Here is a 26,954-nt window from a genome sequence, read left to right as displayed (position 1 = left end):
CGGATTTTCACGCTGCGTGCGCCCCCTGCCGTACGCGGGTGGCGGCAGTTTGTTTTGTTGCCGCGGCCTTTATTGACACCTCTTTCCTGAGATGATATGATAAGCGAGGGATATAAGGGAATCTCCAGGCTCGGCGGAAGCTCCGTCTGAGTTCCTTTTTTGTGTTTGTGCTTCGGCGGCGCGCGCCGCGGGGCTTTAAGGAGGAAACACTAGATGATTGAACGTTACACCAGGCCGGAGATGGGCCATCTCTGGTCCATCGAGAACGAGTGGCAGCAGATCCTGAATGTCGAGATGGCTGCCTGCGACGCCATGGCGGAGCTCGGCGAGATCCCGAAGGAGGCGGCCAAGAACATCCGCGCGAAAGCGGCGTTCGAGGTGGACCGCATCCATGAGATCGAGTCTGTAACGCATCATGACATCATCGCGTTCCTGACGAATGTCGCGGAGCATGTCGGTGATGACTCCAAGTACATCCACAAAGGACTGACGTCCTCTGACGTGAAGGACACGGCTTACTGCATGATGATGCGCGATGCCTGCGACATCATCCTCAAGGATCTCCGGGCGTTCCACGAGGTGCTGCGCCGCCGCGCCGTGGAGTTCAAGCATACACCGTGCATCGGTCGCACGCATGGCATCCACGCGGAGCCGATGACGTTCGGCCTCAAGCTCCTGCTCTGGAGCGCGGAGATCGAGCGCGACATCGAGCGCGTCGAGCACGCGAAGAAGATCGTCTCCGTCTGCAAGCTCTCGGGCGCGGTCGGCACGTATTCCAACATCGATCCGAAGATCGAGCAGATGGTCGGCGAGAAGCTCGGCCTCACGCCGGTGCGCCTCGCGACACAGGTCATCCAGCGCGACCGCCACGCGGAGTTCGTGACGACGATCGCCATCTGCTCCTCGACGCTCGAGAAGATCGCGACAGAGGTGCGCAACCTCCAGCGCACGGATATCCGCGAGGCGGAGGAGTATTTCTCCCCGGGACAGAAGGGCTCGTCTGCGATGCCGCACAAGCGCAACCCCATCAACTGCGAGCGCATCAGCGGCATGGCGCGCCTCAACCGCGGCAACGCCGTCGCGGCGCTCGAGGACATCACGCTCTGGCATGAGCGCGACATCTCCCACAGCTCGGTGGAGCGCGTCATCCTGCCGGATTCCTCCATCAACCTCGACTACTGCACGGCGAAGCTCACGGACATCATCGACAAGCTGCTCGTCTATCCGGAGAAGATGCTGCACGATATGAACCGCACGGGCGGCCTCATCTACAGCCAGCGCATCCTGCTCGCCGTCGTCGACAAGGGCGTGCTGCGCGAGGATGCCTACAAGTGGGTGCAGCGCAACGCGATGAAGCGCTGGATGGAGGGCCAGGATTTCCGCACGAGCGTCGAGAGCGACCCGGACATCACGAAGTACCTCACGAAGGAAGAGATCGACGATTGCTTCGATTACAAGTATTTCCTGCGCAACGTCGATATGATTTTCGCCCGCTTCGGGCTCTGAGCACTGCGCCCGCCCGCGCGGCGGGAGGAGCGGCCTGACAGTAAAGGAAGCGGCGCCACCGCGCCGCCAAAAGGAGAATCACGCCTATGTCAACAGTAGTAGTAACCGGTACGCAATGGGGCGACGAGGGAAAGGGCAAGATTGTCGACTATCTCGCCCAGCAGGCCGAGACGGTCGTGCGCTACCAGGGCGGCAGCAACGCCGGCCATACCGTCGTCGTCAATGATGAAGCATACAAGCTGCGCCTCATGCCGTCGGGCATCCTGTTCAAGGGCTCGCACTGCATCGTCGGCAACGGTGTCGCTTTCGACCCGAAGGTCATGCTCGAGGAGATGGACTCGCTCGCGGCGCGCGGCATCGACCTCTCCGGCATCCGCATCAGCAACCGCGCGCATGTCGTGCTCCCGTATCACTGCCTCATGGACGGCATCGGCGACGAGGCGCGCGGCAAGAACAAGGTCGGCACGACGCACCGCGGCATCGGCCCCTGCTACATGGACCGCGACAACCGCATCGGCATCCGCGTCTGCGACTTCATCGATAAAGAGGAATTCGCACGCCGTCTGAAGGAAAACCTCGCCATCAAGAACAGGGAGCTCAAGCTCCTATACGACCACGAGCCGCTCGACTACGACGCGATGCTCGCGGAGTACAGCGGCTACGCCGACCGCCTGCGCCCGTATGTCTGCGACACGATCGCGCTGCTCAACGAGGAAATCGCGCAGGGCCGCAAGATTCTCTTCGAGGGCGCGCAGGCGACGATGCTCGACATCGACTACGGCACGTATCCCTATGTCACGGCCTCGCACCCCATCTCCGGCGGCGTCGCCGTCGGCGCGGGCGTCGCGCCGAAGAAGATCGACAAGGTCGTCGGCATTGTCAAGGCGTACTGCACGCGCGTCGGCGAGGGACCGTTCCCGACGGAGCAGCTCAACGCCATCGGCGACAAGATCCGCGAGGAAGGCCACGAGTACGGCGTCGTCACGGGCCGTCCGCGCCGCACGGGCTGGCTCGACGCCTGCATCGTGCGCTACGCGGGGCTGATCTCCGGCATCGACTACATGGCCGTCACGCGCCTCGACATCCTCGACAGCTTCGACGAGATCAAGATGTGCACGGGCTACAAGTACCAGGGCAAGCTCCTCAACGAGATCCCCGCGAGCCTCAAGGTGCTCGCGGAGGTCGAGCCGGTCTACGAGACGTTCGAGGGCTGGAAGACGGACATCACGAAGGTCCGCAAGTATGAAGACCTGCCGGAGAAAGCGAAGAAGTACCTCGAGCGCATGGCCGAGGTCACGGGCATCGCGCTCGGCATCGTCTCCGTCGGCCCGAACCGCGACGAGACGATCGTCATCGCTGACGACATCTTCTGATCTGTGATTCCCTGGTCCCAGGGATGGACAAAGACCCGGACATCCGCACGGATGTCCGGGTCTTTCGCATGCGATGCCGCAGGCGCACAGGCTGCCAGGCGCTGCGCAGTCGGCAGGAAAGATGTTGGAGAGGCGCGCCGCGTCTATCCCGTATGGATGCCGGTGTGTCGCATGACGCGCCGGGGCGATGCGGCGGATTTCGCGAAGAAGCGGTATTTTTTTGCGTCTAAGTATGCTAAAATAAATAGCAGACTACACGTACGCGCGTCAGATGTTCGGACATGGTGCGTGCAGCTCTCGCAGCAGAGGCTTGGAAAGGTGGAATGAACGCATGCGAATCACGATTGGCAGCGACCACGGCGCTGTCGCGCTGAAGGAAGAGGTCAAGATGGTGCTCAAGGAGTACGGCGATATCGAGGTGACGGATGTCGGCACGTTCGGCACGGACGCCGTCGACTACCCGGATATCGCTGCGAAGGTCTGCGCGGATGTCGCGAGCGGCAAGTCCGACCGCGGCATCGCGCTCTGCGGCACGGGCATCGGCATCTCGATTGCCTGCAACAAGATCAAGGGCATCCGCTGCGCGCTCTGCAATGATGTCTATTCCGCGAAGATGTCGCGCCATCACAACGACGCGAATGTGCTCGCGATGGGCGGGCGCGTGCTCGGATTCGGCCCTGCGGGCGAGATCGTGCGCGCCTGGGTGGAGACCGGCTTCGACGGCGGCCGCCACGAGCGCCGCGTGAACAAGATCATGGCACTGGAAAAGGAATGACTAGGGGAGGACGATCTGACATGAGCCTTATGGAAAACCTGAAAACCGCTGATCCCGCTGTGGCGGAGGCCATCGACAAGGAGCTGAATCGCCAGCGCACGAAGCTCGAGCTCATCGCCTCGGAGAACATTGTCTCCAAGGCAGTGCTCGAGGCGCAGGGCAGCGTGCTCACGAACAAGTATGCCGAGGGCTATCCCGGCAAGCGCTATTACGGCGGCTGCGAGTTCGTCGACGTCGTCGAGCAGCTCGCCATCGACCGCGCGAAGAAGCTCTTCGGCGCGGCCTACGCGAACGTCCAGCCGCACTCCGGCGCGCAGGCGAACATGGCGGTCTTTTTCGCGCTGCTCCAGCCCGGCGACACCGTCATGGGCATGAACCTCACGGACGGCGGCCATCTCACGCACGGTTCGCCCGTCAATATGAGCGGCAAGTATTTCCACATCGTTCCCTACGGCGTGCGCAAGGAGGATGAGCGCATCGACTACGACGAGCTCGAGCGCATCGCAAAGGACTGCCAGCCGAAGCTCATCGTCGCGGGTGCCTCGGCCTACGCGCGCGTCATCGACTTCGAGCGCATGGCGAAGATCGCGCACGGCGTCGGCGCGTATCTCATGGTCGACATCGCGCACATCGCCGGCCTCGTTGCCGCCGGCCTTCATCCGAGCCCGGTGCCGTACGCCGACGTCGTGACGACGACGACGCACAAGACGCTGCGCGGCCCGCGCGGCGGCATGATCCTCTGCAAGGACGCCGAGTTCGGCAAGCAGTTCAACAAGGCCATCTTCCCCGGCATCCAGGGCGGCCCGCTCATGCACGTCATCGCGGCGAAGGCCGTCGCGCTCGGCGAGGCGCTCCAGCCCTCGTTCAAGGAATACGCGAAGCAGGTCGTAAAGAACGCCGCCGTGCTCGCGGACGAGCTCACGAAGGACGGGTTCCGTATCGTCACGGGCGGCACGGACAACCACCTCATGCTCGTCGATCTCACGAGCAAGCACCTCACGGGCAAGGAGGCGCAGAATCTCCTCGACGAGGTCAACATCACGGTGAACAAGAACACGATCCCCTTCGAGCCGCTCTCCCCGTTCGTCACGAGCGGCATCCGCCTCGGCTCCCCCGCGCTCACGACGCGCGGCTTCAAGGAGGCCGATATGAAGGAGGTCGCCGACATCATCGCGCTCGTGCTCGACCATCCGGAGGACGCGGCGAAGAAGGACGAGGCCAAGCGCCGCGTCGCCGCGCTTTGCGAGAAATATCCGCTCTACGAGGACTGAAATCATGGCAGAAGAAAAATTAAACGTACATCTCATCGACCACCCGCTCATCCAGCACAAGCTCACGCTCATGCGCCAGAAGACGACGGGCACGAAGGATTTCCGCGAGCTCCTCGAGGAGATCTCCATGCTCATGGCGTACGAGATCACGCGCAATTTCCCGCTCAAGGACGTCGAGATCGAGACGCCGGTCGCGAAGTGCAAGGGCAAGATGCTCGCGGGCAAGAAGGTCGGCGTCGTGCCGATCCTGCGCGCGGGCCTCGGCATGCTCGGCGGCGTCGTCAACATGATCCCCGCGGCGCGCGTCGGCCATGTCGGCCTCTACCGCGATCCTGAGACGCTCAAGCCCGTCGAGTACTACTGCAAGCTGCCGAGCGATGTCGCCGAGCGCATGCTCATCGTCGTCGATCCGATGCTCGCGACGGGCGGCAGCTCGTCGGCGGCGCTCACGCTGCTCAAGGAAAAGGGCGCGAAGTCCATTACGCTCATGTGTCTCGTCGCGGCGCCTGAGGGCATCCGCCTCGTGAACGAGGAGCACCCGGACGTGCCCATCTACGTCGCCGCCGTCGACGACCATCTCAATGAGAAGGGCTACATCGTCCCCGGCCTCGGCGACGCGGGCGACCGCATCTTCGGCACGCTCTGACAGATGGTTCCCGCAGGACATGGCGGAAGGAGTGTTTCTTCATGAATTTTGTGATTGTCTTGTCATTTGTCGCGGCGCTGCTCGCGCTCGTGGCGGCGGCGCTCGCGCTCGTCGGCGTGCGCGCCGTGCGCAGCCGGGCCGCGGCGGTGCCGGAGCTGCAGGAAAAGGTGAAGATCCTCGAGGCGCGCGTGGCGGACTTCGAGAAAAAGCTCACGGAGATGACGCAGCCGCCGCGGCAGGCACCCGCGAAGAAAGCGCCCGCGAACCCCTGGGATGATTTCCTCGCGGACTACAATCTGCTCGCCGCGAGCCTCGACGGCCCGCAGCAGGGGCAGGAGGCCTGTGACCGGTTCTTCGCGCTGCGCAGCCTCAAGGGGCTCATCTGCCTCGATCCCACGGCCAAGCAGGATGACGGCAAGCCCGCGCCGAAGTTCGTCGAGGTCGGCCAGGCCGGCAAGAGCAATTTCTGGGCGTGGCCGATGGGCAAGGAGGACGTGCGCTACGCCGTGGTGCCGAATCCGCTCAAGGGCTATACGAAAAACCTGCACGAAAAGTCCGGCATGAAGGAGACGTTTGCCTCGGATTATGCAGGCAAGGATGCCGCCCGTATCCAAGCAAAGCTGCCGGCCATCTTCACGGCTACCGACGGACAGTGGACGATCGTCCAGCCCGGCATCGTGAAGCTGCTCGAGGAATGATCTGCCGCGCGGCAGAGGCTATTCCCGCATCCAGGCAGGATGCGGGAATATTTTTATTGACAAGCCAGACCTTGTCTAGTATAATTCTTTCCTGTGAGTATCAGCGTTGCTGATACGCCCGGCGCGTTGGTCAAGTGGTTAAGACACCGCCCTTTCACGGCGGCTTCATGGGTTCGAATCCCATACGCGTCACCAGGATGGCCCGGTAGTTTAGTTGGTTAGAATGCCGCCCTGTCACGGCGGAGGTCATGGGTTCAAGTCCCATTCGGGTCGCCAGCTTGCCTCGGTAGCTCAGTCGGTAGAGCAGGGGACTGAAAATCCCCGTGTCAGTGGTTCGATTCCGCTCTGAGGCACCATTTGTTTATGAGAGTCCGCTTCGGCGGGCTTTTTTCGTACGCATTGCGGAGGAGGCGGCTCTCTGCGTCCGGCGCGGCGCGTTGCGCCGTGTGCGGGACAGGCGGTGGAACGCCGCCTCGCTGCCGCGGCGCCGCTTCCTGCAGGGGATCTGCCAGTCAGGGAGGATAGATATGGATGCATTTTTGGCGACGTTCGTCATGATCTTTCTCGCGGAGCTCGGGGACAAGACACAGCTCATCGTCATGGCGTTCGCCGCGAAGTACCGCTGGCGGCAGGTGCTCGCGGGCATGACGCTCGGCATCTTCGCCGTGCACGCGCTCGCGGTCGGCGTCGGCAGCTTCGTCGGCGAGCTGCTCTCGCCGGAGCGCATGACGCTCATCGCCTCGCTGCTCTTCCTCTATTTCGGCTATTGGACGCTGCGCGGCGGCGACGAGGCGGAGGAGACGGTGGCGGACTCATGCTATGGCCCCGTGCTCACGGTGGCGACCTCGTTCTTCGTCGGCGAGATGGGGGACAAGACGCAGTTCGCGGCGATGACGCTCGCGGCGCAGTGGCAGGCATGGCTGCCCGTGCTCGCGGGCGCGGTGCTCGCGATGGTGCTGGCCGATGGGCTCGGCCTCGTCGCTGGCTCCTGTCTCAAGCGATTCCTCGCGCCGCGCCGCATGCGCCTGCTCTCCGGCGTCATCTTCCTCGCCTTCGGCGCGGCGGGGCTCGCGCAGCTCATCGCCGCGCGCTGAGGCGTGAGGGCAGGAGTCGTCGTTTCCCACGCCGCGGACGCTGGGCGCGGCTCTGCCGCGCTCTGATGGCGGTACGGGGATTTTTCTTTCCCGTGCCGCCTTTTTTCAGGGAAGTCTGCTATAATGGAACTTGAATAGAGGCCTTTTTTCTCGAGAAAGGATGAAATGCGTTGGAGCAGTTTTCGGTGTACTTCATGGAATTCATCGCGGCCTGGGGCTATGTGGCGATCGCGGTGCTCATGGCGGCGGAGAACGCCTGCATCCCGATTCCCTCGGAGCTGATTTTAGGCTTTGCAGGCTATCTGATTTTCGACGGGCAGCTCGGCTATGCGGCCGCGCTCGCGGCTGGCATGATCGGCGGCATGGCGGGCTCGCTCTTTGCCTATGCCGTCGGCCACTATGGCGGGCGTTCGTTCGTCGATCGCTACGGCCGCTATTTCTTCATCAAGAAGCATCATGTCGATATCGCGCAGAACTGGTTCGACCGCTACGGGCTCAAGGCGGTCTTCTTCAGCCGCATGCTGCCCGTCGTGCGCACGTTCATCTCCCTGCCGGCGGGTTTCGCGCATGTCGATAAGAAGAAGTTCGTGCTGCTGACGTTCGCGGGCGCGCTGCCGTGGACGGCGCTGATCCTCGCGGCGGGCATGATGCTCGGCAAGAGCTGGCAGGTCATGCTCGCCATCGGGCACGAGGCGAGCATCGTCTTCGTCGCGGTCTGCGCCGTCGTCATCGCTGGCCTCTACCTGCGCCACCGCCGCCAGAAGGCCGCGGCGCGGCGCGTGACGGAGTGAGCGCGCGCTCGCTGCCCGATCGCTTCCTTACGGCTCCGCAGAAGCGGGGCCGCTTTTATTGTAAGGGCGATGCACAATGTCCGCGAAATAGATGCGTGCGCAGTTTCCTGCGGAGAGGGAGAGGCCGCGCGGGATTTCGCGGGCGCGCAGTGCTCCAACGGCTGCGCGCGGGAGCTTTGTTCGGAATTGCGGCAATTGTCATCGGCTGTCTCATTGAACTTTGTGGAACAAGTTGTTATAATGGGGCGTATGGAGCCGGACTGTTTTTTGGAGAAGAATTGTTGACTGAGTCAACAATAACGATTTCAGAGAGCACGGCTCAGTACGGGAGGAGATAGTTTATGGACTATGTCAGTATCGGACGCTGCTTTACCATCCTGCACCGCCGCTCGCAGGCGTTCGTGACGGCGGCCTGCGCGCGGCTGCATCTCACATATTCGGAGTATGTCCTGATGATCCGCCTCTACGACGCGGAGGGGGCGAGCCAGGAGGAGCTCGCGTCGATGCTTTACCTCGACAAGGCGGTCGTGACGCGCTCGCTCGCCTCGCTCGAGCAGAAGGGCATGGTGCGCCGCGAGCAGGACGGCCGCGACCGGCGCATCAAGCGCATCTATCCGACGGAGTTCGCGCAGACGCAGAAGGCATACCTGCAGGGCATCATCCGCGCCTGGGTGCGCTACCTCGCGGCCGGCATGGAGCAGGCGGAGGTCGAGACGACGATCCGGGGCTTTCACGATGCGGCGAAGCGCGCCTGCGAGCTGAGGATTCCGGATGATGTTGCGCGCTGTTTGGAGAAGGGAGAATGAGCATGAGAGGGAAAAGGCTGACATCTTTGCTGCTTGTCTGCGGCCTGCTGCTTTTGCTCGCGGGCTGCGGGGCGCAGCAGGAGGCGGCGAAGCGGCCGCCGCTCGTGAAGACGACGGTGCTCGGCGCCGCGGACGGCGCGCAGGCGGATACGTACGCGGGCACGGTGCGCGGCCGCTATGAGACGCATCTCGCGTTCCAGGTCGGCGGGCAGATCCTCGCGCGCAACGTGGATGTGGGCAGCCGCGTGCAGGCGGGCGATGTGCTCATGGTCATCGACGCGAAGGATGTCGTGCAGAAGGCGAACCAGGGCGATGCGGCCGTCGCGTCGGCGCGCGCGCAGCTGAGTCTTGCGCAGGCGAATCTCTCGCGCTACAGCGAGCTCTATCAAGAGCAGGCCGTGCCGGCCGCGGTGCTCGATCAGTACCAGACGAGCTATGACGCGGCGTTCGCGGCGTACCAGAACGCGCTCGCCGAGGCCGCACAGGGCCACAACGCGCTCGGCTATACGAACCTCACGGCGGGCGCCGCTGGCGTGATCTCCTCCATCTCCGCGGAGGAGGGACAGGTCGTCGCGGCCGGGCAGACGGTCATGACGCTCGTGCAGACGGACGAGCTCGAGGTGGAGATCGACGTGCCGGAGAACCGGCTCGCCGATGTGCCCGTGGGCAAGACGGTCCAGGTGAGCTTCTGGGCGCTCCCCGGGAGCACGGAGGGCACGGTGCGCGAGGTCGCGCCGATGGCGGACAGCGCCGCGCGCACCTACCGCGTGCGCGTCTCCGTGCCGCAGCCGCCCGCGGGCATGGAGCTCGGCATGACGGCGAGCGTCAATGTGACGGGCGAGGCCGCGGCGCCGGCGGGGCTGAAGCTGCCGCTCGCCGCCATCTACCAGACGGGCGATACGCCGGAGGTCTGGGTGGTCGGCGATGACGAGACGGTGCATCTCACGCCCGTTTCCGTGACGCAGTTCGATGCGGATGATGTGCTCGTCGACGGGCTCGACGCCGGTACCATCGTCGTGACGGCAGGCGTACACTGTCTCGAGGAAGGGCAGAGCGTGCGCACGGAGGCGGATCGATGAGAAATCTCACAGAAGTCTCCCTCAAGAACAAGGTGCTCGTCTGGTATTTCATCCTCGTGACGGCTATCGGCGGCATCTTCTGCTACAACAAGCTCGGCCGCATGGAGGATCCGCAGTTCACGATCCGCGAGATGGTCGTCTCGGCGGCCTGGCCCGGCGCGACGGCGGAGGAGATGCAGGAGCAGGTCACGGACAAGCTCGAGAAGAAGCTCCAGGATACGCGCGGCCTCGATCATATCAAGAGCGAGACGCGCGCGGGCCAGACGGTCATCTATGTCGATCTCGCCGACGATGTGGAGAAGTCCGCCATCCGCGAGATCTGGCACGATGTGCGCAACCTCTGCGAGGATGAGAAGCGCGAGCTGCCCTCAGGCGTCTACGGGCCGTTCTACAACGACAGGTTCGACGATGTCTACGGCTCCGTCTACGCAGTGACCGGCGACGGCTACAGCTATGAGGAGATGCGCGAGGCCGCGGAGAACACGCGCCGCCTGCTCATGCAGGTGCCGAGCGTGCAGAAGGTGGAGCTGCTCGGCGAGCAGGAGGAAAAGGTCTACGTCGAGGTGAAGACGGCGAAGCTCGAGGGGCTCGGCATCAGCCCGCAGGCCGTCCTGCAGGCGCTCAAGGCGCAGAATGAGATGACGGCCGCGGGCAAGCTCGAGACGGCGACGGACAGCGTCTACCTGCGCGTGACGGGGACGTTCGAGGACGTCGACGACATCAAGGCGCTGCCCGTCAGCGCGAACGGGCGCAGCTTCCGTCTCGGCGACATCGCGACGGTGCGGCGCACGAGCGTCGATCCTGCGCAGCCGAAGATGTTCCTGAACGGCGCGCCGGCCATCGGCATCGCCGTCTCGATGCAGGACGGCGGCAACATCCTGCAGCTCGGCGAGGATCTCAAGAAGGAGATCGCCGCCGCGCAGGAGAACCTGCCTGTCGGCCTTGAAATCCACCAGGTCTCCGACCAGCCGAGCGTCGTGAACCACTCCATCCACGATTTCGTCAAGACGCTCGCCGAGGCCATCGTCATCGTGCTCGCCGTGAGCTTCCTCTCGCTCGGGCTGCGCACGGGGCTCGTCGTCGCGGGCTGCATCCCGCTCGTGCTCGCGGGCACATTCGTCGTCATGTACGCGGCGGGTATCAGCCTGCACAAGGTGTCGCTCGGCTCGCTCATCATCGCGCTCGGCCTGCTCGTCGACGATGCCATCATCGCCGTCGAGATGATGAGCGTGCAGCTGGAGCTCGGCCACAGCCGCTTTGACGCAGCCTGCCACGCGTTCCGCGCGACGGCGAAGCCGATGCTCACGGGCACGCTCATCACCTGCGCGGGCTTCATCCCCGTCGCGTTCGCGAAGGGCATGGCGAGCGAGTTCTGCCAGGCGCTCTTCCCCGTCATCGGCACGGCGCTCCTGCTCTCATGGCTCGTCTCCGTCATGGTCGCGCCGCTTTTCGGCACGTATCTCATCCAGGCGGAGGTCGTGACGGACGCGAGCGGCAGGCCTGACCCGTATCAGAGCCGCTTCTACCAGTGGTTCCGCCGCGTGCTCGCCGTGTTCCTCACGCACCGGCGCATCGTGCTCGCGGCGACGGCGGTGCTGTTCCTCGTCTCCTGCTATGCGCTGCGCTTCGTGAAGCAGGAGTTCTTCCCCGCCTCGCTGCGCCCGGAGATCCTCGTGAACCTCGAGCTGCCGGCGGGCGCGTCCATGGCGGCGACGCAGGCGGCGGCGGACCGCATGAGCGACTACCTCGCGGCGCACATGGACGACATCGACAACTACACCTACTATGTCGGGCGCGTCGCGCCGCGCTTCGTGCTCACGGTCGATCCGAAGGCGGACGCGGACAACATCGCCCAGTTCGTCGTCGTGACAAAGGACACGGCGGCGCGCGAGCGGCTCGCGGGCGCGCTGCGCGAGGCGTTCACGGACGAGTTCTCCGATGTGCGCGGCAGGCTTCAGTACATCCAGACGGGGCCGCCCGCCGACTACCCCGTGATGGTGCGCGTGACGGGGCTCACGGTCGACGAGACGAAGGCGCTGGCGGAGCAGGTGCGCGCGCGCCTCGCGGCGGATGAGAACCTCACGGATCTCCATTTCGACTGGAGTGACAAGCAGAAGACGCTGCGCATCGCGCTCGACCAGGACAAGCTGCGCGCGCTCGGCGTCACGAGCCAGGCGGTCGCGCAGACCGTCTACACCGAGGTCACGGGCGCGGCCGGCGCGCAGTTCTACGCGGGCGACCGCACGATCGACATCGACCTGCGGCTCGCGCCGGAGGACCGGCAGAGCCTCGAGCAGATGAAGGAGCTGCCCATCTACCTCGGCCAGGCGGGCTATGTGCCGCTCGGCCAGATTGCCAAGCTCTCCTATGACGCGGAGGACGGCCTCATCAAGCGCTACGATCTGCGCCCGTCCATCCTCGTCGAGGCGAACGTCAAGAGCGGCACGGCGAACGACGCGACGGCGAAGGCGCTCGCGGCGACGAAGGATCTGCAGGCGGCGCTGCCGCCCGGGGCTGCCATCGAGGCGGCCGGCACGCTCAAGGACAGCGACAAGTCGGTCGCGCATCTCGCGGTGCCGCTGCCCGCGATGGTCTTCCTCATCATGACGCTGCTCATGCTCCAGCTCAGGAGCGGCAAGGATATGCTGCTGACGCTGCTCACAGCGCCGCTCGGCCTCATCGGTGTCGCCTGGGGCATGCTGCTCTTCGGCAAGGCGATGGGGTTCGTCGCGATCCTCGGCGTGCTCGCGCTCTTCGGCATGATCATCCGTAACTCCGTCATCCTGCTCGACCAGATCCAGAAGCATCTCGCGGCAGGGGAGACGCCCTGGGATGCCGTCGTCGACTCGGCGGTGCTGCGGTTCCGCCCCATCATGCTGACGGCGGCCGCCGCGATCCTCGGCATGCTGCCGCTCATGACGAGCGTCTTCTGGGGGCCGATGGCCGTCGCGATCGCGAGCGGGCTCTTCGTCGCGACGGTGCTCACGCTGCTCGTGCTGCCGACGATGTACGCGGCGGTCTATCATGTGCGGCGTTGAGAAAAAAATTCCTGATAGCTGAAAAAACTGCTTGACATATCTGCGCATATCCCCTATAATATCCATTGTTGACAGCAAACGTCACACAGGGGCATCGCCAAGTTGGTAAGGCACGGGATTCTGAATCCCGCATGCGTAGGTTCGAGTCCTGCTGCCCCTGCCATTTGAAAGCAAAAGCACTGCAAGAGATTGCGGTGCTTTTTTTGCGTTGTCAAAATGATTTTCTAGCTGCAGGTTGCGCGTCGTGGCGCGGGAATTGGGCTGCGTGTGCGGCTTTGCGGCCGCAGGGCAGAGAAAAAGCGCGGCGCACCGTCCGGCAGGACGGTGCGCCGCGTTTCTTTGCAGGCGTGCGCCGGGAATGGGGGCAGGGGCGGCCCTGCGAAGGAGCCCTGCAAAGGAAGCGCGTTTCAGCCGATCCAGGCTTTGAAGGCCTCGGGGTCGTGGTTGATGACGAGTTCCTCGGGGAAGGCACAGGCGGCGAGGAGTTCCTGGCTCCGCTCGTGGGCGCCGACGTCGAGGTCGATGTGGGCGTCGCTGCCGAGGATGACGGTGGTGCCGTATTGTTTGCAGGCGGCGAGGAGTTCTTTGCCCTTTTCCCATGAGCCCTGGCGGCTGCCGCCGGGGCGGTAGGAGCTGTTGTTGAGCTCGAGGAGGACATGGTGGTCTCTAGCGGCGCGCGCGAGGGCGTCGAAGTCGACGGGGTAGCAGGGGTTGTCCGGGTGGCCGATGATGTTTACGCGCGGGTTTTTCATCGCGCCGATGAGGGCGGCGGTGTTTTCCTCGGTGCTGCCCGGGTCGATGCAGATGTCGTGGAGGCTCGCGATGGCGTAGTCGAGGTTCCTGAGGCGCTGGGCGGGGAGGTCGGTGGAGCCGGTGTAGTCGATGATGTTGAGCTCCGCGCCCATGCGGAGGTCGATGCCGTAGGCGTCGCGGCGAATGACCTTGAAGTTGCAGAAATAGATTTCGGGGCAGGAGCCTTCCATGCGCGGGCCGTGTTCGGAGATGCCGACGAGGGAGAGGCCGCGGCGTTTCGCGGCTTCGATCATTTCCCGCAGCGTGCTGTAGGCGTGGCCGCTCGCGATGGTGTGGGTGTGGACGTCGAGGAGGTCTTTCATTTAGGAGGATCCTTTCTTTTTGAAAATATAGTTGTGTGGTTTTTGTTCGAGGCAGGTGGTTGTTCGAGGCGGACGAGCGTTCGAGGCGGGCGAGTGGCAGGCGTCGGACGACTCACTCCGCGCGGAGACTCTCGGCTGCAAGGTGGTGGGAGGAAGGTCGCACGGCGTGCGTGCAGCCAAATATGCTCCGCGCTGCGTTCGCTGTCCAACGCCTGCCGCTCTGGGCGGAGTGCGTGGTGGGGTTCGGTTCGAGGCGGGTGGTTGTTCGAGGCGGACGAGCGGCAGGTGTCGGTCGACTCACTCCGCGCGGAGACTCTCGGCTGCAAGGTGGTGGGAGGAAGGTCGCACGGCGTGCGTGCAGCCAAATATGCTCCGCGCTGCGTTCGCTGTCCAACGCCTGCCGCTCTGGGCAGAATGCGAGGCAGGGATTCGAGGCGGGGGGTTCGAGGCGTTCGGTCGCTCGAGGCCCCCTTCTCATTCCTCCATCACAGCATCCTTCTTGGGAGAGTGGAGGTCGGGGAAGGGGCAGATGGGGGTGGGCGGTGTTTGATGCGGGGCGAGGAGTTTTTCCATCCAGACCATGTCGTACCAGCGGCCGAATTTCGAGCCGCTGTCGTGGAAGCGGCCGACCCATTCGTAGCCGAGGTGTTTGTGGAAGTCGACGCTGTTGGTCGTGAGGTAGGGGTCGTCGTCGGTCTGGGGGTAGCCGATGCAGGCGTTGAGGTTGAGGACGCCCATGTCGCGCAGGAGGTCTTCGAGGGTGCGGTAGAGCTGGCCGCCGATGCCTGCGCGGCGGGCGTCCATGCGCAGGTAGATGGTCATTTCCGCTGACCAGTCGTAGGCGGCGCGGCCGATGAAGGGGTGGGCGTAGGCGTAGCCGAGGAGGTCGCCGCCGCGCTCGGCGACGAGGTAGGGGTAGCGCGTCAGGACGTTTTCCATGCGGCGCAGCATGGCGGTGGCGGTCGGCGCCTCGCATTCAAAGGAGATGGCGGTCTGCTCGACGTAGGGGCGGTAGATGGCGGCGAGGGCGCGCGCGTCCTGCGGGCGGGTGATGCGGATGGTGAGTGGTGTTGTCATGGGGAACCTCCTTATGGGGATGCTGAAAGACGAAATGTCCCAGATGCGTGCAGATGGGGACTGAGGTTTTTATCGGTGCTCTTTTGCTGATGAAAGGGGCGGCGTGGATGTGCTGCGCGATGGTGCGTGCGGACTGCTTGATGGCAGTTGCGTGCGATCGTCGGAGAGGCAGCGTCCCGGGGGATCAGGATGCGGCGTTCCTGCCGGCGAGGCGGAAGAGGAGGGCGCCGAGGAGGCCGGCGAGGATGGAGGCGGAGAGGATGCTGAGTTTGGCGGCGGCGAGGGTGGCTTCGTCGGGGAAGGCGAGGTTGGCGATGAAGATGGACATGGTGAAGCCGATGCCGCCGAGGGTGCCGGCGGCGAGGGTGGCGGAGGGCGTGGCGCTGCCGGGGAGGGGCGCGCCGCTCAGGCGCGTGACGAGGCGCACGCTGCCGTAGATGCCGAGCGGCTTGCCGATGACGAGGCCGCAGACGATGCCGAGGAAGAGCGGCGAGGTGGGATCGAGCGCGGCGCCCGCGAGGGAGACGCCGGCGTTGGCGAGGGCGAAGATGGGCATGATGAGGTAGGCCGACCAGGGCTCGATGCGTTCCTCGAGTTTGTGGAGCAGGGAGGTCTCGGGATCTGCGGCCGCGGGGATGGTGAGGCCGAGCAGGACGCCCGCGATGGTCGGATGGATGCCGGAGGCGAGGAAGGCGCCCCAGGCAGCGAGGCCGAGCGCGCCGTAGAGGGGGAGCCTCTTGCAGCCCGCGCGGCTGAGGGCCGCGGCGCCGAGGATGGCGAGGAGGCCTGCGCCGAGGGCCGCGAGGGAGACGTCGCTGCTGTAGAAGAGGGCGATGACGACGATGGCGCCGAGGTCGTCGACGATGGCGAGAGCCGTGAGGAAGACGACGAGGCCGAGCGGCGCGTCGCTGGCTGCGAGCGAGAGGATGCCGAGCGCGAAGGCGATGTCGGTCGCCATGGGGATGCCCCAGCCGCCGGCCGTCGGCGCGCCGAGGTTGATGAGGGAGTAGAGGAGCGCGGGCACGAGCATGCCGCCGAGGGCCGCGCAGACGGGCAGGAGCATGGCGGCTTTCGTGCGCAGCTCGCCGTAGAGGAATTCGCGCTTGATCTCGAGGCCGATGGCGAAGAAGAAGAGCGTCATGAGGCCGTCGTTCACCCAGTGCGTGAGGCTCATCTCGAGGCGCAGCGCGCCGCTGCCGATGCCGAGCGGCAGGTGAAGCAGGTGCGCGTAGGCGTCCGCGAGCGGCGAGTTCGCGAGGAGGAGCGCGAGGACGGCGCAGGCGAGCAGCACGAGGCCGCTCGCGGCCTCCCAGGCGAAGAATTTTTCGAAGGGGGTCATGAGGCTCTTGAGTTTCTTTTTCATAGCATCTCCAATCTTGTCTCATTTGAAAAGCGCGGCGTCAGGCAGCGCGCTCTCGTGGAAAATCTCTTGGCCATTCTCCGCCGCCGACGGCGCGGAACAACAAAGAGCGGGACGCGCCTGCGCGTCCCGCGATGGCCCTTTTATTTTATGCTAGAATGGCCGTTTCTGCAATATGGCGAGAGGGGGAACGTTTGCCCGGGAGGCGTGCGGCCGTGCCCTTTCAGTTGAGGTGCGTCTCGAGGAAGCGCTCGAAGTCCTCCTGCGGCATGGGTTTTGCGTAGAAATAGCCCTGTCCGTAGGTGCAGCCGAGGCGGCGCAGCAGCGCCTCCTGCTCTGGCGTCTCGATGCCCTCGGTGAGGACGTGCATGCCGAGGCTGCGGCCGAGCTGGATGACGCTTTCGAGGATGGCGGTGGCGCGCGGATCTTTCTCCGCAGCGAGGAGGATGGAACGGTCGATTTTCATCGTGTCCATCGGGAGCGACTGGAGCATGGCGATGGAGCTGTATCCCGTGCAGAAATCGTCCATAGAGGTCGCGTAGCCGTCTGCCTTGAGCTCGTCGACGATCTGCCGCGCGTTTGCGCGCGCTTCCTTGGATTTGAAATCGATGAAGGCGGTCTCGGTGAGCTCGAGGTCGATGAGGCCGCGGGGCAGGCGGTAGGCTTCGGCGGTTTCCTTCATCCTCTTCAGGTAGTCGCCCTCGCTGAGGTGGAGCGCCGACTGGTTGACGGAGATGGGGACGACGGGGAGCTGGCGGCGCAGGCGATCCTCGAGGAAGCGTGCGACGTGGCCGAGCATGTAGTAGTCGAGGCGGATGGCGAGGCCGATGTGCTCGAAGTAGTCGATGAAACGCCCCGGCATGAGCAGTCCGAGCTCAGGGCTCTGCCAGCGCACGAGCGCCTCCGCGCCGACGAGCTTTTTCGTCGCGAGGTCGTATTTCGGCTGGTACCAGACGGCGAATTCCTGCCGGTCAAACGCCTTGGGCGCGAGCTCGTCGAGGTGCTTGTTCCAGAGGAACCGGTCGTGCATGGCCTGGTCGAAGAGGACGAAGGGCAGATTGTGTTCCCGGGCGTAGTTGAGGCTCGCGAGGCTCTCGCCCAGGAGCTGGGAGGGATTGGTCGCGTCCGTCCAATGGATGGGCAGGAAGCTCATGTGGTAGCGCACGCGCGTCACGACGCCGCCGAGCGGGACGGAGGAGAAATGGCTTGAGATGGCGGCTGCGGCCGCCTCCGGCGTCATGCGCTCAGGGAGCGCGCAGAGGACGGTGAGGCGTGTGCGGTCGGTGCTGATGGCATAGTTCTTGAACCAGGGGAATGTCGCATGCGCGCGGCGCGAGATGTCGGCGAAGCTCTTGGCGAGGAGGTTGAGCGCGAAGGTCGCGCGCAGGTAGTCGAGCTGATGCACGCAGATGCCCGCGAGGTAGAGGCGTCCGCCTTTGAGGGCTGCGCCCTCCGCGCGGATGGCGTCCGGCAGCACCTGCTCGAGCCAGCGCTCGTTGCAGAGGCCTGTCACAGACTCATGGTAGGCGAGGCGGGTGATGGCGGCGAGATGGCTGCGGCGCACGTAGAGCGTGAGGAAGACGCCCGCGAGCAGCAGCAGGAACAGCGCGGTGACGACGAGGAAGCTCTCCTGCGGATAGCGGTAGAGCAGGGAGGCGAGTGGACTCTTGTCGCTTGCGGCGAAGGTCTCCGCATTGATGGCGCTCTGGACGGCCACGGGATCGAGGTGCGCGATCTCCTTGTTGAGGATGCGCACGAAGATGGGGTCGAGGCGGTCGCTGACGGCGAGGGAGGTGCCGTGCGAGAACACGACGTTGGTTTCCGCCATGAGCCGGTAGAAGAGACCGCTGTAGAGCAGTGCGTTGGCGCTCACGGACTTGACGAGGGCGAGGTCGGCGCGCCCGTCGTTTACGGCCGCGAGGCACTGGGCGTCCGTGTCGAAATAGGAGATCTGCTCGGCGGGGTAGATCTGCTCGAGGTACTGCCGCGTGACATTGCGGCTGCGCTGTGCCGCGACGCGCGGGGCGTCCGGGAGCGCCTGCCCGCGGCGGCGGATGATGACGTAGGCCGTAGAGAGGTAAGGGTTTGTGACGTAGACGCCATGCTGGCGCGCCCAGCTGAAGTCAAAGTAGAAGTCGACCAGAACGTCGGCCTCTCCGTTCGCGAGCTGCTCGAGCATCACGGTGTCCGTGGGCGTCTCGCGCACCTCGAATGTGATGCCGAGGTCGCTCTCGATCTGCGCGATGATGTCGTGGATGATGCCGCGGTGGCGCCCGCCGTCGAAGTAGGAGTAGGGCATCTGCTGGGGCGAGGCGAGGGCGGTGAAATGATTGTGCGCCGCAAGATACGCCTTTTCCTCCGGCGTGAGGAAGAGCGGTGCGCGGTCACGGCCTGTCTGCTGTTCGAGCAGGGGACGCAGATTCGGCGTGACGGTGAGCATCTCGTCGATGGCGCGGTCGAGCTGCGCGCAGAGCGCCGCGTTCCCCGGTGCGTAGGTGAGATGGCTCGCGAGCAGGCGCAGGCGGCCAGCGGGCTGCGTGCCCGGATGCGGGTGGAAGGCGTCGTTCGTGATGGCGTCGACCTCGCCCGCCGCCGCGGCATCATCCATCGCGGGGAGGCTCTGGAAGGGGATGAGCGTGTAATCCACGTTGGGGAAGAAGCGCGCGAGGGAGGCGCGCAGCGCCTGCTCCGTATGGATTTTGGCGAAATAGGCGATGCGCGGCGTATCCGCGAGGTCGCGCTGCGCGTTATCTGAGAGGGAGAGCTCGAGCGCGGGACGCGCGATGTCGTGGTGGCTGTAGAGGAGGTCGGGGAACGGCATCCCGGAGCCGCCGACCAGGACGTCCACCTCCCCGGCGCGCAGGCGGTCGAACTCCTGGCCGAGCGGCAGCTCGACGTAGTCGAAGCGGCAGCCCGCGTAGAGCGAGAGCTCCTCGAGGTAGGCGTAGCCGGAGCCGTGGAAGCTGCCGTCCTGCGTGCGCGTGAAGAAGCCGGGCGTCGGCGTGTAGCCGACGCGGTAGACCGCCGCAGCGGCGCAGGCGGGCGCCGCTGCGGCGAGGAGAAGGAGGAGCGTGCACAGCGCGCGGAGCAGATACCTCATGTAAAACGCCACATCCTTTCGAATAGAAACTTTCATCTACAATATAGTTCGCGACACGCGCGCGGATTCCTGCTATTGACAAAGGAAAAGAAAATGCCTACAATGAAATCATCAATCCCGAGTATTTTTATAAGGATTCGCGCGGACGCGCGTCCGGCAGCTGATGAGCATCAGGTGCACAGAGATAGAAGGAGAGTTTCAGCATGAAAGAGAATCTTTTAGATATCAAGGGGCTCCACGCGGGCGTCGAGGGCAAGGAGATCCTCAAGGGTCTTTCGCTCACGGTCGGCAAGGGCGAGGTGCATGTCATCCTCGGGCCGAACGGCTCGGGCAAGTCGACGCTCATGAACGTCATCATGGGCCATCCGAAATACGAGGTCACGGCGGGCAGCATCGCGTTCGAGGGCGAGGACATCACGCAGCTCAAGACGTTCGAGCGCGCGCGCAAGGGGCTCTTCCTCTCGTTCCAGACGCCGGAGGAGATCCCGGGTATCTCGGTCGAGAACATGATCCGCACGGCGAAGCAGGCCGTCTCGGGCGAGCGCGTGAAGCTCCTCCCGTTCCGCAGGAAGCTCAAGGAGATGATGGAAGAGCTCAAGATCAAGCCCGAGTACGCCGACCGCTACCTCAACGTCGGCTTCTCCGGCGGCGAGAAGAAGCGCAACGAGATCCTGCAGCTGCTCATGCTCGAGCCGAAGCTCGCGCTGCTCGATGAGACGGACAGCGGCCTCGACGTCGACGCCGTGCAGATCGTCAGCGAGGGCGTCGCGAAGTTCCACAATGAGGACAACAGCTGCCTCATCATCACGCACAACACGCGCATCCTCGAGAAGCTCACGGTCGACCGCGTGCACGTGCTGATGAACGGCACGATCGTCGAGGAGGGCGGCGCGGAGCTCATCGAGGAGATCAACCGCCGCGGGTTCACGCATATCCTCGGCGAGAGCGGGGAGGCGTGAGCCATGGCAAAGAAAAAGACATTCGTCGAGGACATCGAGCGCACGCTCTATGACATCCGCAACGAGGACCACTCCGTCTACAAGAGCGAGAGCGGCCTCACGCCGGACATCATCCGCGATATCTCGCGCCGCAAGCACGATCCCGCCTGGATGACGGAGTTCCGGCTCAAATCCCTCGACACCTACAACCATATCGGCCTGCCGACCTGGGGACCTGACATCAGCGAGCTCGACATGGACAAGATCGTCACCTACGTGCAGCCGGACGCGAAGATGACGGGCAACTGGAAGGACGTGCCGGAGGACATCAAGGATACGTTCGACCGCCTCGGCATCCCCGAGGCGGAGAAGACGTCGCTGGGCGGCGTCGGCGCGCAGTACGACTCCGAGGTCGTCTACCACTCCATCCAGGAGGACATGGTGAAGCAGGGCGTCATCTACACGGACATGGAGACGGCTATCCGCGAGCATGAGGATCTCGTGAAGGAATACTTCATGAAGCTCGTGCCGCCGAAGGATCACAAGTTCGCGGCGCTCCACGGCGCCGTCTGGTCGGGCGGCTCGTTCGTCTACGTGCCCGCGGGCGTCCATGTCAAGATGCCGCTGCAGAGCTATTTCCGCCTGAACGCGGCGGGCGCCGGCCAGTTCGAGCACACGCTCATCATCGTCGAGTCGGGCGCGAGCCTCCATTTCATCGAGGGCTGCTCCGCGCCGAAATACAACGTCACGAACCTCCACGCGGGCTGCGTCGAGCTCTACGTCAAGGAGGGCGCGCGCCTGCGCTACTCGACCATCGAGAACTGGTCGCGCAACATGATGAACCTCAACACGAAGCGCGCGCTCGTCGAGAAGGACGGCATCATCGAGTGGGTGTCGGGCTCCTTCGGCTCGCACGTCTCGTGCCTCTACCCCTGCTCCATCCTGCACGGCGAGAACGCGCGCTGCGAGTTCACGGGCGTCACGTTCGCCTCCAAGGGGCAGGATCTCGACACGGGCGCGAGCGTCATCTGCGCCGCGCCGCATACGAGCGCGAACATCAACACGCGCACCATCTCCAAGGCGGGCGGCAAGGCGACCTACCGCAGCGCCGTCAAGGTCACGAAGAACGCGCCGTACGCGAAGTGCTCCGTCAACTGCGAGTCGCTCATGCTCGATAACGAGTCGCGCAGCGATACGCTGCCCGTCATGGACATCGAGGGCGATGCGGCGGAGGTCGGCCACGAGGCGAAGATCGGCCGCATCAGCGACGAGGCAATCTTCTACCTCACGAGCCGCGGCATCGACGAGGACGAGGCGCGCGCGATGATTGTGCGCGGCTTCGTCGAGCCGATCGCGAAGGAGCTGCCGCTCGAGTATGCCGTAGAGATGAACAATCTCGTCAACATCGAGCTCGAAGGCACGATGGGCTGAGGAGGAACATATATGAACGAACAGGAACTCTTCTCCCAGATCCCCATGCGCACCTGGCGCTGGCTGGGAGTCAATGATATCAAGGAACCGGCGGGGCTCGCGGGCGAGCCGCACCGCCACCAGATCGTCGCGCAGCCGGGCGCGGACGACGAGGTCACGCTGGAGCTGCGCGAGAGCGGCCGCCATGAGGTGCAGGCACACGTCGGCAAGGGCGCGCGCCTCCATCTCACGGCCCTGCAGCTCGCGGCGGAGGACGTGCCCGTGACCTGCCGCATCAAGGTGCTCGTCGACGAGGGCGGGCTCTTCTCCTACACGGGCGTCGAGGCCGGCGCGAGCGAGACGGCGGCCGAGCTCACGGTGCACCTCGCGGGCGACGATGCGCGCGCGGATGTCTGGTCGTTCTATTTCGGCGACGGCGACCGCAAGCTCGACCTCAACTACATCATCCGCCAGTCCGGCAAGCGCACGGACGCGAACATGCAGGTGCGCGGCGCGCTGCTCGGCAAGAGCGTCAAGAACTTCCGCGGCACGCTCGACTTCATCGAGGGCGCGAAGGGTTCCGTCGGCCGCGAGAACGAGGAGGTCATGCTCCTCTCTGACGGCGTCAGGAACCGCAGCGTCCCCATCATGCTCTCGCACGAGGACGACGTGGACGGCCATCACGCCGTCGCCGTCGGCAAGATGGACGAGGAGAAGCTCTTCTACCTCATGAGCCGCGGGCTCGACCTCGCCGAGGCGCGCCGCCTCGTCGTCGAAGCCGCGTTCCATCCCGTCCTCGACCGCATCCCCGAGGCGAAATACCGCGAGGAGATCGAGGCATATCTGACAAGGAGGCTGCTTGCCAATGGCTGACGCACAGGAATTCCTCAAAGACTTTCCGCTCCTCCACACGGAGATGAACGGACGCCCCATCGCCTACCTCGACAACGGCGCGACGACGCAGAAGCCGGAGCAGGTCATCAAGGCCATCTGCGGCTACTACGGCGGCTGCAACGCGAACCCGCACCGCGGCGCCTACGCGCTCTCCGTCGAAGCGACGGAGATCTACGAAAGCGCGCGCAAGCGCACGGCGGCGTTCATCGGCGCGAAGCGCCCCGAGGAGATCATCTTCACGAAGAACGCGACCGAGGCGCTCAACCTCATCGCCTACAGCTACGGCCTTACGAACCTCAAGCAGGGCGATGAGATCGTCATCACCATCGCCGAGCACCACAGCAACCTCGTGCCGTGGCAGCACGTCGCGCACGCGACGGGCGCGGCGCTCAAGTACATCTACCTCGAGCCAGACGGCAACCTCAGCGACGAGGACATCGAGACGAAGATCACGGAGCGCACGAAGCTCGTCGCCTGCACGCAGGTCTCGAACGTCCTCGGCCTCAAGAACGACGTGAAGAAGATCGCCGCCAAGGCCCACAGCGTCGGCGCGGTCTGCGTCGTCGACGGCTCGCAGAGCGTCGCGCACCAGAAGGTCGACGTGCAGGAGATCGACGCGGACTTCTTCGCCTTCTCCGGGCACAAGATGCTCTCGCCGATGGGCATCGGCGTGCTCTACGGCAAATACGACCTGCTCGACGCCATGCCGCCGTTCCTCATGGGCGGCGACATGATCGAGTACGTCGAGGAGCAGCAGACGACGTACGCCGAGCTGCCCGCGAAGTTCGAGGCCGGCACGCAGAACGTCGGCGGCGCGGCGGGCCTCACGGCCGCCATCGACTACCTCGAGGGCATCGGCTTCGACCGCATCGAGGCCATCGAGAAAGACCTCGTCGACTACGCGCTGCCGCAGCTTCGGGAGCTTCCCTTCATCGAGCTCTACGGCTGCGATACCAAGCGCGGCAACAAGACGGGCATCATCGCCTTCAATGTCAAGGACGTCCATCCGCACGACGTTGCGACCATCCTCGACAGCACGGGCGTCGCCGTGCGCGCGGGCCATCACTGCGCCCAGCCGCTCCACCGGTACCTCGGCCTCAACGCGAGCTGCCGCGCGAGCTTCTACCTCTACAACACGCGAGAGGACGTCGACCGCTGGATCGCCGCGCTCAAGAAAGTCAGGGGGGTGCTCGGTTATGGGGCTTGAAGACATCTACACGGAGCTCGTGAGCGAGCACAGCCGCAATCCGGAGCACCGCCACGCGCTCCCCGGAGCGACCTGCTCCCTCAAGGGACACAACCCGAGCTGCGGCGACGAGATCACGCTCCAGCTGAAGCTCAAGGACGGCGTTGTCGAGGATGCCGCGTTCACGGGCGTCGGCTGCGCCATCAGCCAGGCCTCGACCGACATGATGGTCGATCTCATCCGCGGTAAGCGCGTCGAGGAGGCGCGCGCGCTCGCGCAGAAATTCATCGGCATGATCAAGGGCGAGATCACGGATGAGGCGGAGCTGGAGGACCTCGACGAGGCCCTCGCGCTCAAGGGCGTCAGCCACATGCCCGCCCGCGTCAAATGCGCCGTGCTCGCCTGGCATACGCTCGACGAGGCGCTCAAGGACGAGAAGTAAGGAACCGCCATAAAAGGCGCTGCCCGGCGGGGCGGCGCCTTTTTTGACGGAGAAACTGCTGAGAAATGCCGGGGCAACGCATTTCCTCCGTGCTTCCTTGCGCGAAACTATGCTATAATGTACCTGCAATTTTTATCAGGAACCGCTGATGAAATGAAGTGCTGAATGAATCAGTGGTTCCATCAGGAAGGGAGTTTCCTCTTTGCAGAACGAGAGAAAAGACATCCGGCGCGGCATCAGGGTGGCGCTCTATGTGATGCTCGCGGCCATGGTCATCGTTGTCCTGCGCTACGCCTGGCTGCAGCTCGTCGAGGGCGACAAGCTCGCAGCGCGCATGCGCGCGCAGGTGGGGCAGGAGTTCCGCACGCAGTCGCCGCGCGGCCCCATCCTCGACCGCAACGGCCGCGAGCTCGCCGTGAGCATCATGACGAAATCGCTCTTCATCGATCCGAGCCAGGCGCAGAAAAAGGACACGGCGGCGCTCGCCGCAGGGCTCGCGCCGCTCATCGGCAAGACGCCGGAGGACGTCGAGGCCGCCGTAGAGAAGGGCGGCGGCTTCGTCTGGCTCAAGCATTTCCTCACGCAGGACGAGTACGAGGCGGTGCGTGCCTGGATGCGCAAGGAGGAGTATACGGATTGCCTCGGCTTCATCGACGAGGCGAAGCGCTACTATCCGAGCGACGCGCTCGCCGCCAACGTCGTCGGCTTCGTCGGCGCGGAGGACAAAGGCCTCGACGGCATCGAGCAGGCCTGCGACAGCCTCATCAAGGGCGAGGTCACGGAGGACTTCCTCTACACGGACAGCCGCGAGCGGCCCATCCTCGACTCCATCTTCAAGCGCCATCCCTACCGGGGCAGCCGCTGCAAGACCATCGAGCTCACGCTCGACAGCTCCATGCAGTTCATCGTCGAGCAGGAACTCGACCGCGCGATGGCGGAGAACAACCCGCAGGGCGTGACCTGCGTCGTCATGGACCCGAAGACGGGCGACGTGCTCGCGATGGCCTCGCGGCCGAGCTACAACCCCAACCGCTACGCGGACTACCCGGCGGAGACCTGGAAGAACCGCGCCGTCTCGTTCATCTACGAGCCGGGCTCGACCTTCAAGTCCGTCGTGGCGGGCGCCGCGCTGCAGGAAAGGGTCGTCTCGCCGAACCAGGTCTTCGTCGACCCGGGCTACGTCATGGTCTCTGGGCGCCGCATCCAGAACTGGAACGGCGCGAGCTTCGGCACGGTGACGTTCACGGACGTCGTGAAGCAGTCGCTCAACACGGGCTTCGCGCAGGTCGGCCTGCGCCTCGGCGCGGAGAACCTCATGAAATACGCGAAGCTCTTCGGATTCGGCGAGCCGACGGGCATCGGCCTGCCCGGCGAGGAGTGCGGCATCCTCTTCGACCCGAAGGACATGCGCGCCTCCGACATCGCGACGACGGCCATCGGCCAGAGCATCGCCGTGACGCCGCTGCAGCTCGTGCGCGCGATGGCCGCCATCGCAAACGACGGCGTCGTGCTGAAGCCGCATATCGTGAAGTCCATCAAGAACGCGGACGGCTCCACCTACATGGAGACGCAGCGCGAGGAGGTCGGCCGCGCGCTCGAGTCCGCGACGGACAAGACGCTCGTCGGCCTCCTCGAGCAAGTCGTCGCCTCCGGCGGCGGCAAGAAAGCGGCCGTCAAAGGCTACCGCATCGCGGGCAAGACGGGCACCGCGCAGAAGATCCGCCCCGACGGCACGGGCTATATGGAGGGGCGCTACATCGCCTCGTTCTGCGGCTTCGCGCCCGTCGAGGACCCGCAGGTCGTCGTGCTCGTGCTCATCGATGATCCCGGCACGGGGAACTTCTACGGCGGCCAGATCGCGGCGCCGGTCGCGCAGCGCATCTTCGCGCAGCTCCTGCGCTACCTCAAGGTCGAGCCGTCGACCGATCCCTTCGCCGATATGGAGAAAAAGGAGCGGCAGAAGCCGCGGCCCGCGCCCGCGGTCGGCTACGAAGGCGAGGTGCCGACGGGCATGATCGTCATGCCGGACTTCTCCGGGCTCTCCATCCGCGCGGCTGCGGCCAGAGCGGCGCAGGCGGGCCTCCAGTTCGAGAGCCGCGGCTCCGGCCAGGCCACGGGCCAGAGCGTCCCCGCCAATACGCTCGTCGAGCAGGGCACGCGCGTCATCGTGAACTTCTCGCCCTGATGGGCGCGTCGCGAGGTACGGCGGCACCCGCGCCGCAATGACTGCGCTGCTGCCCGCGGCGATGGCCGCAGAAGCGATGGGCGCCAGCGGTGCACGGCAAGCGAAAAAGGGCTGCCGCACGCAAGGATTCCTCCGCCGTATCCAGTGCTTGAAAATAGTCGTCGCCGGAT

Annotated in this window: 21 protein-coding genes and 4 tRNA genes; 21 read left to right on the top strand and 4 right to left on the bottom strand. The window is 64.8% G+C overall.

Features of this window, described 5'->3' with window-relative positions; all coding sequences use genetic code 11:
* The first annotated feature begins 213 nt into the window (after nt 1-213).
* The 15 genes from purB to F599_RS0103680 all read left to right on the top strand — a co-directional run bounded on the left by purB (nt 214) and on the right by F599_RS0103680 (nt 13,240).
* A complete protein-coding gene (gene purB / locus F599_RS0103750; RefSeq protein WP_019542195.1) occupies nt 214-1,506 on the top strand; it encodes an adenylosuccinate lyase in 1,293 nt (430 codons plus the stop codon).
* Nucleotides 1,507-1,592: 86 nt separating this feature from the next.
* Complete coding sequence (locus tag F599_RS0103745) at nt 1,593-2,879, top strand: adenylosuccinate synthase (RefSeq protein WP_019542194.1); 1,287 nt, start codon at nt 1,593-1,595, stop codon at nt 2,877-2,879.
* Nucleotides 2,880-3,210: 331 nt separating this feature from the next.
* On the top strand, nt 3,211-3,654 hold the full coding sequence (gene rpiB, locus F599_RS0103740) for a ribose 5-phosphate isomerase B (RefSeq protein WP_019542193.1): 444 nt from the start codon (nt 3,211-3,213) through the stop codon (nt 3,652-3,654).
* Between the two features lie 20 nt (nt 3,655-3,674).
* Complete coding sequence (gene glyA, locus F599_RS0103735) at nt 3,675-4,925, top strand: serine hydroxymethyltransferase (RefSeq protein WP_019542192.1); 1,251 nt, start codon at nt 3,675-3,677, stop codon at nt 4,923-4,925.
* Nucleotides 4,926-4,929: 4 nt separating this feature from the next.
* Nucleotides 4,930-5,571, top strand: a complete 642-nt coding sequence (gene upp, locus F599_RS0103730; protein ID WP_019542191.1) for a uracil phosphoribosyltransferase — start codon at nt 4,930-4,932, stop codon at nt 5,569-5,571.
* Between the two features lie 41 nt (nt 5,572-5,612).
* Nucleotides 5,613-6,269 carry a hypothetical protein gene (locus tag F599_RS14705; protein ID WP_019542190.1) on the top strand — a complete coding sequence of 219 codons (657 nt, stop codon included), beginning with the start codon at nt 5,613-5,615 and terminating at the stop codon, nt 6,267-6,269.
* Nucleotides 6,270-6,389: 120 nt separating this feature from the next.
* Nucleotides 6,390-6,464: transfer RNA gene (locus F599_RS0103720), tRNA-Glu, on the top strand.
* A gap of 4 nt (nt 6,465-6,468) precedes the next feature.
* Nucleotides 6,469-6,545 (top strand) — tRNA-Asp (locus F599_RS0103715).
* A gap of 4 nt (nt 6,546-6,549) precedes the next feature.
* Nucleotides 6,550-6,625: transfer RNA gene (locus tag F599_RS0103710), tRNA-Phe, on the top strand.
* A 171-nt stretch (nt 6,626-6,796) separates the two neighbouring features.
* The gene (locus F599_RS0103705) at nt 6,797-7,363 is read left to right on the top strand and encodes a TMEM165/GDT1 family protein (protein ID WP_019542189.1); all 567 of its coding nucleotides are present in this window, start codon (nt 6,797-6,799) and stop codon (nt 7,361-7,363) included.
* A 170-nt stretch (nt 7,364-7,533) separates the two neighbouring features.
* Nucleotides 7,534-8,154, top strand: coding sequence for a DedA family protein (locus F599_RS0103700; protein ID WP_019542188.1), 621 nt, complete (start codon nt 7,534-7,536; stop codon nt 8,152-8,154).
* 341 nt (nt 8,155-8,495) lie between these two features.
* On the top strand, nt 8,496-8,960 hold the full coding sequence (locus F599_RS0103695) for a MarR family winged helix-turn-helix transcriptional regulator (protein ID WP_019542187.1): 465 nt from the start codon (nt 8,496-8,498) through the stop codon (nt 8,958-8,960).
* Between the two features lie 2 nt (nt 8,961-8,962).
* Complete coding sequence (locus F599_RS0103690) at nt 8,963-10,039, top strand: efflux RND transporter periplasmic adaptor subunit (protein ID WP_026327792.1); 1,077 nt, start codon at nt 8,963-8,965, stop codon at nt 10,037-10,039.
* Nucleotides 10,036-13,077, top strand: a complete 3,042-nt coding sequence (locus tag F599_RS0103685) for an efflux RND transporter permease subunit (RefSeq protein ID WP_019542185.1) — start codon at nt 10,036-10,038, stop codon at nt 13,075-13,077. The genes F599_RS0103690 and F599_RS0103685 overlap by 4 nt, the downstream gene beginning before the upstream one ends.
* Before the next feature lie 87 nt (nt 13,078-13,164).
* Nucleotides 13,165-13,240: transfer RNA gene (locus F599_RS0103680), tRNA-Gln, on the top strand.
* 244 nt (nt 13,241-13,484) lie between these two features.
* On the opposite strand, the gene F599_RS0103675 is transcribed toward F599_RS0103680, so the two are convergent.
* The 4 genes from F599_RS0103675 to F599_RS14700 form a co-directional block, all read right to left on the bottom strand.
* Nucleotides 13,485-14,192 carry a phosphatase gene (locus F599_RS0103675; protein WP_019542184.1) on the bottom strand — a complete coding sequence of 236 codons (708 nt, stop codon included), beginning with the start codon at nt 14,190-14,192 and terminating at the stop codon, nt 13,485-13,487.
* Between the two features lie 474 nt (nt 14,193-14,666).
* The gene (locus tag F599_RS0103670; protein ID WP_019542183.1) at nt 14,667-15,269 is read right to left on the bottom strand and encodes a GNAT family N-acetyltransferase; all 603 of its coding nucleotides are present in this window, start codon (nt 15,267-15,269) and stop codon (nt 14,667-14,669) included.
* A gap of 184 nt (nt 15,270-15,453) precedes the next feature.
* Nucleotides 15,454-16,632, bottom strand: coding sequence for a Na+/H+ antiporter NhaA (nhaA, locus tag F599_RS0103665; protein ID WP_019542182.1), 1,179 nt, complete (start codon nt 16,630-16,632; stop codon nt 15,454-15,456).
* 220 nt (nt 16,633-16,852) lie between these two features.
* Complete coding sequence (locus tag F599_RS14700; RefSeq protein ID WP_019542181.1) at nt 16,853-19,729, bottom strand: EAL domain-containing protein; 2,877 nt, start codon at nt 19,727-19,729, stop codon at nt 16,853-16,855.
* 203 nt (nt 19,730-19,932) lie between these two features.
* Here F599_RS14700 and sufC point away from each other — a divergent pair, with 203 nt between their 5' ends.
* The 6 genes from sufC (at nt 19,933) to F599_RS0103630 (ending at nt 26,784) form a co-directional block, all read left to right on the top strand.
* On the top strand, nt 19,933-20,688 hold the full coding sequence (sufC, locus tag F599_RS0103655; protein ID WP_019542180.1) for a Fe-S cluster assembly ATPase SufC: 756 nt from the start codon (nt 19,933-19,935) through the stop codon (nt 20,686-20,688).
* A gap of 3 nt (nt 20,689-20,691) precedes the next feature.
* Entirely contained in the window at nt 20,692-22,098 is a 1,407-nt protein-coding gene (gene sufB / locus F599_RS0103650; protein ID WP_019542179.1) for a Fe-S cluster assembly protein SufB, read from the top strand.
* 12 nt (nt 22,099-22,110) lie between these two features.
* On the top strand, nt 22,111-22,950 hold the full coding sequence (locus F599_RS0103645; RefSeq protein ID WP_019542178.1) for a SufB/SufD family protein: 840 nt from the start codon (nt 22,111-22,113) through the stop codon (nt 22,948-22,950).
* Nucleotides 22,943-24,178 carry a cysteine desulfurase gene (locus F599_RS0103640; RefSeq protein WP_019542177.1) on the top strand — a complete coding sequence of 412 codons (1,236 nt, stop codon included), beginning with the start codon at nt 22,943-22,945 and terminating at the stop codon, nt 24,176-24,178. Before F599_RS0103645 ends, F599_RS0103640 begins: the two co-directional genes overlap by 8 nt.
* On the top strand, nt 24,168-24,599 hold the full coding sequence (gene sufU, locus F599_RS0103635) for a Fe-S cluster assembly sulfur transfer protein SufU (RefSeq protein WP_019542176.1): 432 nt from the start codon (nt 24,168-24,170) through the stop codon (nt 24,597-24,599). Before F599_RS0103640 ends, sufU begins: the two co-directional genes overlap by 11 nt.
* A gap of 202 nt (nt 24,600-24,801) precedes the next feature.
* Nucleotides 24,802-26,784, top strand: coding sequence for a penicillin-binding protein (locus F599_RS0103630; RefSeq protein ID WP_019542175.1), 1,983 nt, complete (start codon nt 24,802-24,804; stop codon nt 26,782-26,784).
* Nucleotides 26,785-26,954 lie beyond the last annotated feature (170 nt).

The organism is Selenomonas bovis DSM 23594 (assembly GCF_000381005.1).
Lineage (GTDB): Bacteria > Bacillota > Negativicutes > Selenomonadales > Selenomonadaceae > Selenomonas_C > Selenomonas_C bovis.
Note: the sequence above shows the minus strand (reverse complement) of the source record. Positions and strands in the feature narration are given on the sequence as shown.